Source organism: Paenibacillus sp. 32352 (genome assembly GCF_002042965.1).
GTDB lineage: Bacteria > Bacillota > Bacilli > Paenibacillales > NBRC-103111 > Paenibacillus_S > Paenibacillus_S vulneris.
Genome location: NZ_MZNT01000016.1, coordinates 193,792 through 207,456, shown reverse-complemented (window position 1 = coordinate 207,456; position 13,665 = coordinate 193,792). Strand labels below are relative to the sequence as shown.

Here is a 13,665-nt window from a genome sequence, read left to right as displayed (position 1 = left end):
GATCTATAATAGAGCTTGTCTTAAGCTCAAAATTCAATGCTAGCGAGAATTTTCATTCTCTGTTCAAACATTCACTCGTTGTTCAGTTTTCAAAGGACAATCTTCGTTCGTTTTCGACATCCGTCAAAAGCGACCTGATTAATATATCACACTCGAATTTGTTTTGCAACTAGTTTTTTTAAAGTTGCTTTCATTCGCCGGCCTGTCTTGCGACCGGAATGAAAATATACCATGGTTTCCGGAGCAATGCAATGTTTTATTTTTCCATATGATCGATAATTGAATCGTCCACAACGCAGCTATTTACTTGTAGATCGTTATAGCTTGCTTCCCAAGCTGCTCCCAGCTCTCGATGAATGGGTGCTTTAGTACCTTTTCTGCCTTTTCTCCTGTCAGCGGGTCATTGACATACACATAGTCTTTATCATACCCCACCATGAGAACCGCATGCTCATCAAACGTGGCTTCAATTAGTGAACCCGCTTGAGAACGCCACTCGACCCATGACTCAGTCGGCTCGAAATTCGATGTTGTCCAGACCATCACCGGGTGGTCATGAGCAATCTGTTCTTCTACAGCTTCAAAATCCCCTCCTGTCAGGTTAAGCACCCCATCTGCAGCAATCGAATTAAGGAGATCTTCTATTGGCTTATTGTAAACACCATATCCTTTTTGATTACCGGTAATATCTCCTACAAAACCGCGATTGGGATCCCCCCACTGCTCAATGTCCCCGCCATCCTCTTCTATCAGTGGAGTTTCATCTACTGGAAGCATTCGGATTAAATCTTTTCGAGTATAGGGCAGTTGTTCGTAGTCGATAAGCATCGCCAAGCTTGTAATCTCACAGCCATTCAAATACTCCGGCAGCTGCGATAGACTATCCACATCGATGAGATGCTCAGTCATCATTACGGACTCTTCTTTCACCTCAGTTGGAGCTTCAAATAGGTAAGATAGCTCTGAAGGAGATTCAGCGGCCGAGTAATCCAACGCGTCTGCAGTACTGAACATTTGACGATAGCTATCATCTGGGAACAGCATGAAAACGGCATATAGGAGGCCTAACCCCAAACTTCGCAAGATCGTCATAAGATCACCACGTTTCTCGATAACTATCATTATTTTTCATTTAACTGTGTCCTCTACTATTTGTCAATTTACAAGGAACGGTTGATTTGACAGTAGGATCAGGTATGGGAGTCGCGATGATGCAATTTATATTTTTTATACATAACTTGCGAGTCCGTCTATTTTTAAAGAAAGGATACGGAATGAATTTTATATTAATGGCTGCCATGTCTTTGGTTCCATTGTTTCTTGGTGCGTCCAGCAAAATGGTGTTCAAAACAAAGCTTTAGATTGTTGAGGATCGGCTCGATCATGCTTCCTCCGGCTTTTTTATATGTCGGTTATATGGCGTTGAAATACTTGTCCCGTGCAGAACGAAGCTGGATGCAATGGATAATCAACAAATATACCTTGTGCATGTATTATTGCTGGTCTGTTTATTTTGGCAGGCAATGACGAATTAAATACAAAGGTCAAGGACATGGTTACCCAAATTCAAATGGCAGGCTCGCACATGAATAGTGTGATCACTCATTACGAGCAGTTCATCAAAAGCGGTAAAATCCATGCATCGGAAACTGAAATTACGGAAATTATTAAGGAAGCACTGGTATTAACTTCTTTCAAAACCGAAGAGAACAACGTCCACATAGACCTGATTGAAGAAAAACAGGTTACCGCCATCATAGATAAAAATAAAATCAGGCAAGTGTTTATCAATCTAATCAATAATAGCATCGAGGCCATGGAGGAAAAGGAACACAAAAGCATTACAATCAGAACCAGCAGCAATAACAATAATATCCATATCCTGTTTGCAGACAGCGGCTCAGGGATCCCTAAGGATGCGTGGAATAAAATCTTCGCCCCTTTCCACTCGACTAAAGAAGCAGGCATGGGGTTTGGGCTTGCCGATCTGCCAGCGCATCGTTAATTCACACGGCGGGTACATTGAGATTACCAGGAGCAGTGAGGAAGGGACGGAGATCCGGGTTACCTTGCCTAAAGTATGTTATGAGCGGATTGTTAGTGGTTAGGTTGGGTGAAAAAGAAAACCGGCACATTCCCCCTTTCAGAAAGGGTTTTGTGCCGGTTTTTTCAGAAGCATAATCTGGATCTGCGATGCAACGCTTCAAATTGTTTTTGAGATGGATTTACCCATAACGCTTATGAGATAATTCCTGTTCGTTTCTTTGCTTCATGACTTCGTCCAAGTACTGTGTGAACTTTGATTCTCCGCTGTACGTCAAGAACAACCATTCCAAAGCCCGGGTCATGCCAATATAGAAAAGAGAGACTTCCCTTTCTTCTATTTCCTCCAGAGGGAACGGCATGCTTTCAATATTGACGATGAACACCACTCGAAAATCAAGACCTTTGGCGCTATCGATGGTAGATATTTTAATCGTGTCTTCATCCCTAACAAAATTACGTTTGGACTCCGCATTTTCTGTAATCCAAGTAAAAGGCAGAAGATGCTCTTTCAAGCTGTTAATAATTTCATCAATATAGGAAATACGGTGACTATTTTTTACCCGATATAGAATCACGATATCTTGCAATGGGATACTTTTTTGCTGGTGCAGGAAGGTAATAGATTTGGAAACAAAATTCATTTCCTCCTGAATATCGCGAAAACCTTTGATCATAGGCTCAGGACCTTTTCTCTTCGTAGATTGTGGAGGGATAATCTCTACACCTTCGACGGAACCTTCTTGAACCTTGTTCTTAAGCTGGGAATGCTTTTGATAAAAATCCCAGGCGAACTGTACAATTTGTGCTGTATTGCGGTAATTGATCGTAAGAATTTTGGATCGGCCCCGAAAATCAAGACCAGTCTCTTGTGCCAGGCTTGTCTTTCTTTTGAAAATAGCCTGTGCCCGGTCTTCAACCAGAAGCAATGATTGCGTATCTGGATTCAGGCAGCAGCTCAACAGCTTCAGCCAATCCGGTTCAAAATCCTGTCCCTCATCGATCATAATCGCATCGTAGGTTGGGAGAATGGCTTCGTTCTTGCTCGCTTTAGCCAATAGAGATGGAATTTCGCTATCCTTCATGCGCAAGCTATTTCTTAACCATTCATGAAAATTATATACCTCTATATTAGATTCCTTGTGAAGACCTGGCGACCCCGAATTCATAAGGTCCAACAAATCATCGGGCTCATTCATTTTCTGATCAATCATTTGCTTTAAGCTTCGGGATAGCGGGATTCCGTAACAGAGCACAAGGATTTTCCATTCCGGATGCTCCTTAGCTAACATCTTCGCGCGGCTGGCAAGAACCAGCGTTTTCCCGCTCCCGGCAACCCCGCGAATAAGCCGATGCTTATCTCCGATCTGCTTCGCCATGTTTTCTTGATGAAGATCCATCGTTTTGATGTTATGTAAAGAGAGAAGCAGCTGATCCTGATGTTTAATAGGAGGCCTATGCTCGGCGCTAATCCGTACTTCAGGAAACAGATGAAATCGGATTGCTTGTATATCTTCATCCGTTAGAATGTTCTTTTTCTGAGTCCAGACCGTGAACATCCCATGAATTTTTTCTTGTAAAATTTCCGGCGAAAAACCTTCCTCATCCGGATCAATTTCGTCTCTGCACAGGACAAATTGGGGTTCAATGACTTGGTAAAGATTGTACTTAATAAAATCCTCTTGCTTGAGACGGGTAAAGACCGTACCGTAACCATACGGAAATTTTAAATAGGATCCCGTCTCGCTTACGAGATTTTTGTCTTTTTTCAAATGGTCCTGTATGATTCGAGCGTTGTCTCTTGCTTGTTTCAAGGGGCTTTTCGTTGTGAACAGTTCACCCGCTGTGTTTCGTAAAGTCCATTCGTCATGGTTTACTTGGTACAGTGTACCTTTGGTATAATCTTTAACCTCTAGAATTACTAGCCCCAAATCGGGCCCTATTATGACGAAATCAGGTCTTCTCCCCCGAATCTCCGGCTCATAATATACGATATAATCACTTGGCAAATGATCTTTCAAGCTTTCAAACAAAATACGCTCTCCAGCAGTAGCGCTTTTTGGGATCGTTTCCGGCACCATGTAAGCCATATTCTGTCTCTCCTAGTTCGTAATACCTATAGACACTATTATAGTATACTTTGCCAAATTTACAAAGTATGACAATATACTCTTATTTTTCATCCCTAGAGGCTTAAATAATTTTGCCTGACCTAAAACAATCATTCTTTTATTGATCAAATCATGCTTCTACAAGTACAGTAAATAATATAAGAAAATAGCTCTTAAATGACGATATAATAAGCAAGTCAAAAAATTCATGCTCGTAATATTAACGTTGAAGTTACTTTAATAGATTTTTCTTTTTAGACAATTGGAGGAACCATTTATGAAAGTTATCGGAGTAATCCCTGCCAGATACAATTCATCCCGATTTCCCGGAAAACCTTTGGCCGATATATGTGGCAAACCCATGGTTTGGTGGGTCTATCAACAAGCCAAAAAAGTCAAAGAACTGGATGAAGTCTATGTAGCTACCGACGACGATAGAATAAAAGATGTATGTCATTCCTTTGGAATTAAGGTAGTAATGACAAGCACTGAATGTACGACTCATATTAATCGTTTAAAAGAATTCTCTGACCAAGTCCCCGCCGATTTATATGTGTGTATTTGTGGTGATGAGCCTTCTATTAGTCATACAGTGATATCAAGTGTAATACCTCCATCTATTGATATGAATAATTTGTTTGTAGGAGCGCTAAGAAGAGCATTTACAAATCCGGTGGAAGTCATAGATCCATCTAATATCAAAATATCTACTAATGAACATGGAGAATGTATTTATTTGTCGAGAAGCCCTATCCCTTATCCCTACAAAACGATAAATTTCACCTATTATAAGATTGTTGGCGTAGAATGTTACAATAAACAAGCGTTGGACTACTTCGATTCAAAAGAAGCCGGTTACCTTGAAAGAATAGAAGATATTACGCTGCTAAGATTTATTGAGAACAGAATACCTATTACTTTTACTTTAGTTGAAACAGATTCCTTATCTGTAGATACACCGAAAGACTTAGAAAAAGTCAGGGAAATTATTGGCTTGCAAATGCAACAAAAGAATCATGAGCTTTAAGCTAAAGGAAAATGGGCGAAAGTTAAAATAATGCAACAGCAGCCAGCACTCTGACCATGGGAGAATTAACTAGATGAGATCAATTACATTATTGGACTGCACATTACGAGACGGTGGATTTATTAATAATTGGACCTTTGAGCTGCCTGCAATTCGAGATATTATTCATCGATTGGACACAGCGAATGTAGATATCATCGAGATAGGCTTCCTTAACGATCAGTCTGAGGATAGTTGTGATAGAACGGTCTTTCCTGATACCAGGAGCATTAATAGAATTTATAAAACTATAAAAAAGAACAACTCCATGGTTGTGGCTATGATAGACTATGGGACCTGCAGCATAGAACATATAGAGGAATGTAGGGAAACTCCGCTTGACGGCATAAGGGTTATTTTTAAAAAAGCAGATATTAAAGAAGCACTAAGCTTTTGCCAACAGATAAAAAATAAAGGGTATAAAGTTTTTGTTCAGCCGGTTTCCATAACAACGTATTCAGATAAGGAAATATTGAATCTGGTTGAATCGGTTAATGAACTTGATCCATATGCCATGTCCATTGTCGATACATACGGTCTACTATTCAAGAAGGATCTGATTCGTTATTTTTACCTAATTGATAATAATCTCAGTAAAAATATCCTCATTGGTTATCACTCTCATAATAACTATCAACTGGCCTATGCAAATTCAATGGAGCTATTGGAGGTCAATTCGGAGAGAAATATAATGCTCGACGGTTCGTTATTCGGCATGGGTAAGGGAACGGGTAATGCTAATACTGAGCTGCTAGCGCTGCATCTAAATAATCACTACAACAAATGTTACGATATTGATCAGCTTTTGGAGACTATTGATATTTATATATCCAAAATATTTGAGAAGACGCCTTGGGGCTATTCATTGCCCTATTACATCTCGGCCTCCAATGACTGTCATCCTTCATATGTAAAGTATCTGATGGATAAGAAAACTTTATCTATCAAATCCATCAATGATATATTATCAAGTATTCACTCAAGCAATAAACTGGCTTACAACCAGCCGTTAATCGAAGAGTTATACATTCAATATCAGCTTAAAAATATTGATGATGCTAGCAGCTGTGAGAAATTAAAAGCGAAGCTCTCTGACAAATCAATATTGATACTTGCACCGGGAACTAGCCTAAAAACCTATAAAAACAACATTGATGAATACATTGCCCGGGATAGACCATTGATTGTATCAGCAAATTTCGTACCATCTAATTATGATATTGACCTTGCCTTTGTCAGCAACTCCAAAAGATACAGCCAGCTTTTAATTAATGAGATTCCTTCCGAGAAACAATGGGAAGTTATTGCGACGTCTAACATTACGGAACTCCGTTTGAAAATTGATTATTATATTAACTACAGCGGATTGATCACGAATATTTCTGAAGAGCTCTATGAAAATAGCACATTAATGCTGTTGGTTTTATTAAAAAAAATTGGCATTCGGGATGTAACTATCGCCGGTTTTGATGGATTTAGTGCAGATGGACATGGCGATTACATAAATGAATTTTATAATTTTGGAAGTTCCGGCAGCGATGCTATCGAGAAGAATGAATCCATTGCAGGTGCAATTAAGGATTTACAGCAAGATATGACGATTACGTTTCTAACCCCAACTTACTATTTAGACTAATACTAAAGGGGAAGTCCAATGAAAAATTATAACGCAGTACTGTTTGATCTGGATGGGACACTGCTTGATACAACGAAGGGTGTGCTTTCATCCGTGCAATATGTTATGGAAGTTCTCCAACTTCCCAAGATATCTGACCCTACCCTTAAAACCTTTATCGGTCCTCCTATTCAAGAGTCATTAGTCAGAGTGTTTGGAATGACGAGCACGGAGGCACAAAGCGCCGCGAATCTATTCCGGGATAGATATAAAAATCATGACTTGCTTTTAGCCGAATTGTATCCTAATATTTTGTCACTATTGCAGATGCTGAAGGAAAGAAATATCCAAATTGCAGTTGCTACTTATAAACGTCAGGATTATGCAATTGAGATATTAAAGCATTTTGGCATAAGTAATTATTGCAGCTGCATTTTCGGTGCGGATAACGACAATAAACTCACAAAGCAGGACATCATAAATCAGTGTATAGATTTCGTCGGATTAGCTAAAGAAGAAATGGTTATGATCGGTGACAGCAGCTACGATGCTATAGGTGCAGAGAAAGCAGGAGTTGATTTTATTGGGGTTACCTACGGTTTTGGCTTTAAAAGCAGAACGGATATCGACTGCCATAACCATGTGGGCATTGCAGACAATGCTACCCAGTTAAAAGAATTATTATTGGCGGACGCTACTATCTATAATTAAGTTAGTACATTTCATATCCCTGATACAGTTTCATATCATTCGGGTACAACTACTAAGAAAAACATAAAAAACGGTGATTTCCTTTTTCATAAAGGTTATCACCGTTTTCCTTTTAAAAGATATATTTCACGCCTTACCACGAACAGCGTTCGTTCTTTCTTCTTTAAACCTGTTAAAAAACTCTTCGTTGTTCATGAAATATTTGTAATTCTCCTTAATCTTCTCGTCGGGCCAACCCCACCATTGAATTCTGTTCAGAATCTCTATTTCCTCAGGAGAAAAACGATATTTCAATATTTTGGCCGGAACTCCCGCAACAATCGCATAATCAGGCACACTCTTTGTCACTACTGCCCCTGCAGCAATGATTGCCCCATTACCTATCGTCACAGACGGTAGAATGACTACATTAGCTCCTATCCAAACATCATTACCGATTATTACTTCTCCATTGTTGGAGATCTCCCTTAAATCCATAACTTCATTGAGTTCTAATAAGCCAGGAACTCTTTCACTACTGTAATTTTCTTGTTTGTGCTTGTATAGAAATGGATGCGTTGTTATATAAGAGACAGGATGATTCAGAACGATTTTTGCAGTTTCGTTTATAGAGCAAAATGCCCCAATGCTTATTAAATTAGCATCCGTATTACATAGTGATTTGTAACCATACGAGTATTTCCCGACTTTTACACCGTCGCAGATATGTTCTTGTGTTGCATCCGCATATTTCCAACTCATGACTACGGGATAATAGTCATTAGATTCTTGCAAACCAATTACAGATAATTGTTGTGATATATCGTTATAATGGTAACTTGCAACTAAGATAATATCCTCGTTCTTATTGAACTCTTTTAATACGATCGGATTCAAAACCTTTATACCGGAAACTGTCTTATCCCACTTAGAACTATCATTATCTACATAAAATACATTAGAAACTCCCAACTGATATAGCCCAAATAGAGTCATTTTCCCGGATTTTCCTGCACCAAAAATATAGACATTTCTCCTGCTTCGTATATCTTCAAGTAAATCCATTAAACTACATATTATTTCTTCATAAATCATTTTTGACCTCCCTCTATAAACATTACAATTTTCTTGTCCACCTTCTTCTTAAAATCTCAACTACGCGAAGTTCCTCAGTGAGAGAAGTGTCCAGTAATATACCCCCATATTTTTTGACCACATGTACCGTCTGCATTTGCTATGCTTGCACTAACTTCGTTTCGTTGCTTCTCGCCCCAATTGTATCCTTTGCCTACCATATCGACAAATGCCGCAAGTGGAAGAGACCGATCATTAAAGGTACTTCTTAAATCAACACCTTCTTCAGGTGGATAAGGGGTTCGTGAAGCCGTACTCATCTGCTCATCTTGCCATCTTGAAAGTGCAACAGGTATTTCCCTGACTTCGCCGTTTTTCAGATGAATTCCCACCATAGCCGGGGCAGTAACAGGGAAGAACCAAATCCAATCCTCATTTAGAACAGCACCAGAAAATAAAGTATCGTTTGATACCAACGTACGATTTTGTTCAGGAGAAACAAACGGATACCATGAGTTCAGAATTGACCACTTTGACTTTTTTAAGTTGGAATATACACTGACCATCTCACCAGTTGAAGTGATCTTCAGTATCTTATTCGCATCATACGGAACTAGCCATACAGCTTGACCATCAAAAACGACGCTGGAAAAAGGCTGCTCTCCCCCATCAAACCCTTGAGGCCATTGATTATATAAATATAGATCATCACTTTGAGGATCCCATTTAACCACAACGCTTGCTTTTTCAGGGACGATCCACAAGTTCTGCCCGTCTGAGGTAATAGCTTGAATAGGTTCTTGCAGAAAATGCAGCTCACGAAGCTTCATGTCTTGAGAAGTAAGATCTATTTGTAAAATGGAGCGTTTTCCACACAACGTAACCCAGAGACAATTATTGTGGATTATGCCGTCTGAACAGAGCGGTTCCCGTAGAACGTCATTAGAATTATCTGGACGCATACTGTACCCTACCATTTCGCCACTTTCCATATCAAGCCGAACAAGCATATTGGATTGTGCAGGGAGCATCCATAAATAATGATCATGTTGTATCGCATTGCTAAACTTATGTTCTCCCTCACAACGGAACATTGGCGGGAGAGTATATGATCTCATCTCACCTGAAGTACGGTTGTAGCTGACTAGCTCCGAAGCCCTATCAGGAACTAACCATACCGTATCTTGATAAGCGCATGCTTTAGCAAAAAGCTCTGGTTGGTTGTAATCGATGTTCGGGAACACCTGAATAAATGATATTTTCCCTGTATTAAGCTCCAGAGAGAACATGCCTCCGCGATTCAATGCCGGAAATAATAAAGAACCGTCTAAAATAGGAGCAGGGCTAACATGAACAGGAACCGTAACTTCATCCTTATAGTCAAGCCAGGCGGGATCAGATCCCCAATAGCTGAAACTTGATTTAATATTTGGCATCAACTTAAGAATTGGTTTGCCTGTAACAGCATAAGGAACAATAACCGAGCTAAAATCCCCTATGTAAGCATCCGAGTGAACTATTGCAGTATGCATCTCTTGGGAATCATCATAAACGGCATTTGGTAATTTTTTAAGCTTTTCTACAAGCATTAAATAAGAATCTAAAAGGTGCGGCAGCATGGACTGCAATGTTTTTATACTTAGTGGATGAGGACGCCAGATCAGAGCAATATCCTGTCTTTTTTGAAAGAAACGGAAAATTTCCTCCATGCTTTTAATGATATCCTCTTTTTCATTCAAGAGCCTGCCCAAAGTGGAATTGAACAAAAATACGGTTCTTCCTTTCAGCGCCCCTTCCCACTCTAAGGGCATCGGAGTACCTTCCTGCATTCTGTTGTAAACATAGTCTATTTTGGGCGAACCCAAAGCAACGACCTGACTCGGCTGCACCTCTCCGGATTGCAAAAATTCTTGCCTTGTCGATTCTGATTGGACAAATATTTTCCAGGCATTCTTGTAACTAGGAAGACGGAAGGAATGAATGATTTTACCTAATGAAACATAGTAAGGTATGTACACCAGCTTATCCGTATAATTAATCAAATTCGAGCTAAAAAAATGAGGATGGACCATGGTCACTGTATTACAGTCATCATATGGGTTATGAATAAAAATAACATCCGGCCGCTGCGAACTTAAATCATAGTCGTTATAATGTGTGACTTCAACGTAGGAGGGAAACCGGTCCCCATCGTATTCAGCAGACACTGCCTCTCCCTTCGAATCAAAGGTATAATACGGAATGGGGATCGTTCTAACCATACAGGTTGGATCTGCACTAGCCGCGCGCCACACACTATCAAGAGCATCCCACATTTCAGCCTTATAAGGAAGAAAGACAATTTCATAATGGACTTGGACAAACTCTTCAATCCACATTGAGAGCATCTCTGCGGATTTGTATGCCTCCACAAAGTTTCTATTTCTTATGTCTGCTTCACAAGTTGTGCAAAACAATACATACTCCTTGTTTTGTACCTCTTCTAACTGCGATGCTATATGAGCAATGCATGCCAAACAGTCTTCCTGCAAATACTCTGCCGTGCTGGCTTCCGGTGTATTTAAGAACTGAAGGGCTTCCTTTAACGTATCGGTGAGTTCCAGGACTTGCTTTTTATGCTCAATTCGCACGGGAACACTCTTCCTTTCTGTATCCATTTCGGCTTTCTATTTTAGGTTTTAGTTACCTATATTATCTGTACAGCGGTAAGGTGGGACAGCGTAAAGTACAAGCTCATATGGGTCATTGGTATACTTTCTTACGTATAGGCGATAGGCAGGGAACTCTTTTTTTATGAAAAAAGGGATTTCGAATAAATCTTCTGGTTTATGATATATGCATATCGCCAAGATCGGAGTAAACTCTGAAATAATTTGTTTAGCTCCATACAGTGAACTTAGCTCACTACCTTCAACATCCATTTTTATGTACGTGGGACGCTCATTAAAGAGCATTTCGTCTAGCGTACACATCCTAATCTCAAGACTTCCATCATTTGATACCCTATTCCCTGATGTAACATTTGTTAGGGTAAAGCTAACGTTGGTATTTTGATCACCTGTAGCCATATTAAAAATGCGAATGTTATCTTTGTGAAGACTAGCTGCTGTCGCTTTGAGTTTTTGAAACGTATCGGGAGTTGGCTCAAATGAAGCAATTCCACGGACATTTGGATATGATTTGCTGAAGCTTTTTAGGGTATCTCCATCATATGCGCCACAGTCAACGATATAATCCGAATCCGTTATAACGAATAAATCATTAGCCAAGTATTGCTGTGAGTAGTCAAAATAGGGGGATTTATAGGCCTCCCCCGCCAATTTACTTCTAATGTACTCGTAATAAGAAGCTTTAGAAAAATCATCGTATAACATGTCAATAGCATTAAGGCAATTTGCTTGATTAATTGCATATCTCATTTCTAATGCATTAGAGTATTGCACGGGAATAAAATGAAGATTAAAACCCCATTGTTTGCAGATTTCCTCAAATTCTTGTCGCATCTCAGATTTTGAGTTTAAGGAATGAGGGGTGACAACTACCTCAGCCCGACCGTTCGTTTGTTGAGCTAGTTCATCTAACGAAACGACAGGTATTCCCATAAGTTTCTTCCCTTGCTTCTCTATATCTTGATCAACAAAGAAATCAGGGGTCAGATGCAAGTCTTCTACAAGATATTTAAACCAAAGCTGCCCAAAGTGCCCTCCCCCGTATATAGCAACAGGCATCCTATTATATTCATATGAATCCACCAAAGGAGCCATAACACGATTATCTAGCAACGAAGAAATATTCGAAAATAGCAAACGTAATTTATTATAGTAACTCACTTCATCCAACTCCTAATTTCGACATTTTTTCCCTTGCTTTGCACACATTATATCCAACCTAATTCGCTTTGTCACACAGTTATTTCGACTTGCAGGTAATTATAGGTAATTCGCTACAGACCTAATGTTTTCCTCGAAACATGTCGATATAAGTAAAAAGAGTATATATTGTATTATCGGAATTTTGACCACAATCTCTTAAGCATTAAAACAACATTTATCCAATGGGGGAATTTATTGTGATCATTACCAAAACCCCGTTCCGTGTAAGTTTCTGCGGAGGCGGAAGCGACATGGCATCTTTTTATGAAAAGCACGGAGGCTGCGTCCTAAGCGTTTCGATCAATAAGTACATGTACATATCTGTACATCCCTACTTTGACGCAAAGTATACGGCCCTTAAATACTCAGAGAATGAGATAGTTGATGATATATCGAAAATCAAACATAAAATTCTTAATAGCGTATTGAATCAAAAACAGATCTCTGGTGTTGAAATCACCAGCACAGCGGATGTTCCCGCTGGAACTGGGCTTGGGTCATCCAGCACCTTTACAGTAGGATTACTCCATGCTTTATCTTGCTACGAAGGAAAATATGTATCCAAGGCAAGACTAGCGGAAGAAGCCTGTGACATTGAAATCAATAAGCTAGGGGCACCAATTGGCAAACAAGATCAATATGCCGCTGCTTTCGGAGGGCTTAACTTTATTCGTTTTAATAGAAACGGCAATGTATCAGTCGAACCTATTGTAATGAAACCGGAAACATACACAAAATTGCAAAATAACTTGCTGATGTTTTACACAGGAACATCACGCTCGGCCAACACCATTCTTAGTGAACAAAAGCAGAATATTAGCCAGCAGGATAAAGTCAACAACCTGATCCAGATGTGCGGGCTTGCAGAGGAAATGAAGACTGCCCTCGAACAAAATGATTTGTCCTCATTCGGCCATATTTTGAATCGGGGTTGGATTTTAAAGAAAACACTAGCATCGGGAATATCTAACCCTGAGATTGATAGAGCTTACAACATAGCAATGGAAAATGGCGCGTTAGGCGGTAAGCTTCTAGGGGCTGGGGGCGGCGGATTCCTTCTTTTCTACTGCGAGCCCGAGAATCAGGAAAAAGTAAGAGCATCCATAGGCCTGAAAAAGATGGATATGAAATTCGAATATGACGGATCTTCTGTCATTCACATTGGAGATAAATATTGGGGCTAATGAAAAGTCT

General features: G+C 39.7%; 11 protein-coding genes. 6 read left to right on the top strand and 5 right to left on the bottom strand.

The annotated features are described in order from the left end of the window. Nucleotides 1-303: 303 nt before the first annotated feature. Nucleotides 304-1,092 carry a C39 family peptidase gene (locus tag B1728_RS30350; RefSeq protein ID WP_179136268.1) on the bottom strand — a complete coding sequence of 263 codons (789 nt, stop codon included), beginning with the start codon at nucleotides 1,090-1,092 and terminating at the stop codon, nucleotides 304-306. 421 nt (nucleotides 1,093-1,513) lie between these two features. On the opposite strand from B1728_RS30350, the gene B1728_RS30345 reads away from it, so the two are divergent. After that, the gene (locus B1728_RS30345; protein WP_079914171.1) at nucleotides 1,514-2,005 is read left to right on the top strand and encodes a sensor histidine kinase; all 492 of its coding nucleotides are present in this window, start codon (nucleotides 1,514-1,516) and stop codon (nucleotides 2,003-2,005) included. Continuing rightward, nucleotides 1,917-2,108: an ATP-binding protein gene (locus B1728_RS37400; RefSeq protein ID WP_079914170.1), complete on the top strand. Its 192-nt coding sequence runs from the start codon at nucleotides 1,917-1,919 to the stop codon at nucleotides 2,106-2,108. The genes B1728_RS30345 and B1728_RS37400 overlap by 89 nt, the downstream gene beginning before the upstream one ends. A 117-nt stretch (nucleotides 2,109-2,225) precedes the next feature. On the opposite strand, the gene B1728_RS30335 is transcribed toward B1728_RS37400, so the two are convergent. Continuing rightward, nucleotides 2,226-4,133 (bottom strand): 3'-5' exonuclease, encoded by a 1,908-nt coding sequence (locus B1728_RS30335; RefSeq protein WP_079914169.1) that lies wholly within the window; start codon nucleotides 4,131-4,133, stop codon nucleotides 2,226-2,228. A 298-nt stretch (nucleotides 4,134-4,431) separates the two neighbouring features. On the opposite strand from B1728_RS30335, the gene B1728_RS30330 reads away from it, so the two are divergent. From B1728_RS30330 to B1728_RS30320, 3 genes are all read left to right on the top strand, one after another. Beyond that, nucleotides 4,432-5,181, top strand: coding sequence for a 3-deoxy-manno-octulosonate cytidylyltransferase (locus B1728_RS30330; RefSeq protein ID WP_079914168.1), 750 nt, complete (start codon nucleotides 4,432-4,434; stop codon nucleotides 5,179-5,181). A gap of 73 nt (nucleotides 5,182-5,254) precedes the next feature. Then, entirely contained in the window at nucleotides 5,255-6,856 is a 1,602-nt protein-coding gene (locus B1728_RS30325; protein ID WP_079914167.1) for an aldolase catalytic domain-containing protein, read from the top strand. A gap of 18 nt (nucleotides 6,857-6,874) precedes the next feature. Continuing rightward, nucleotides 6,875-7,546 carry an HAD hydrolase-like protein gene (locus tag B1728_RS30320; RefSeq protein WP_079914166.1) on the top strand — a complete coding sequence of 224 codons (672 nt, stop codon included), beginning with the start codon at nucleotides 6,875-6,877 and terminating at the stop codon, nucleotides 7,544-7,546. 126 nt (nucleotides 7,547-7,672) lie between these two features. Here the strand turns inward: B1728_RS30320 and B1728_RS30315 are convergent, their stop codons facing one another. The 3 genes from B1728_RS30315 to B1728_RS30305 all read right to left on the bottom strand — a co-directional run bounded on the left by B1728_RS30315 (nucleotide 7,673) and on the right by B1728_RS30305 (nucleotide 12,429). Next, complete coding sequence (locus B1728_RS30315) at nucleotides 7,673-8,620, bottom strand: CatB-related O-acetyltransferase (RefSeq protein WP_256865580.1); 948 nt, start codon at nucleotides 8,618-8,620, stop codon at nucleotides 7,673-7,675. A gap of 74 nt (nucleotides 8,621-8,694) precedes the next feature. Next, nucleotides 8,695-11,229: a CDP-glycerol glycerophosphotransferase family protein gene (locus B1728_RS30310; RefSeq protein WP_079914165.1), complete on the bottom strand. Its 2,535-nt coding sequence runs from the start codon at nucleotides 11,227-11,229 to the stop codon at nucleotides 8,695-8,697. A gap of 48 nt (nucleotides 11,230-11,277) precedes the next feature. Beyond that, complete coding sequence (locus B1728_RS30305) at nucleotides 11,278-12,429, bottom strand: FkbM family methyltransferase (protein ID WP_079914164.1); 1,152 nt, start codon at nucleotides 12,427-12,429, stop codon at nucleotides 11,278-11,280. 239 nt (nucleotides 12,430-12,668) lie between these two features. Here B1728_RS30305 and B1728_RS30300 point away from each other — a divergent pair, with 239 nt between their 5' ends. Then, nucleotides 12,669-13,655, top strand: coding sequence for a GHMP family kinase ATP-binding protein (locus B1728_RS30300; protein WP_079914163.1), 987 nt, complete (start codon nucleotides 12,669-12,671; stop codon nucleotides 13,653-13,655). Nucleotides 13,656-13,665 lie beyond the last annotated feature (10 nt).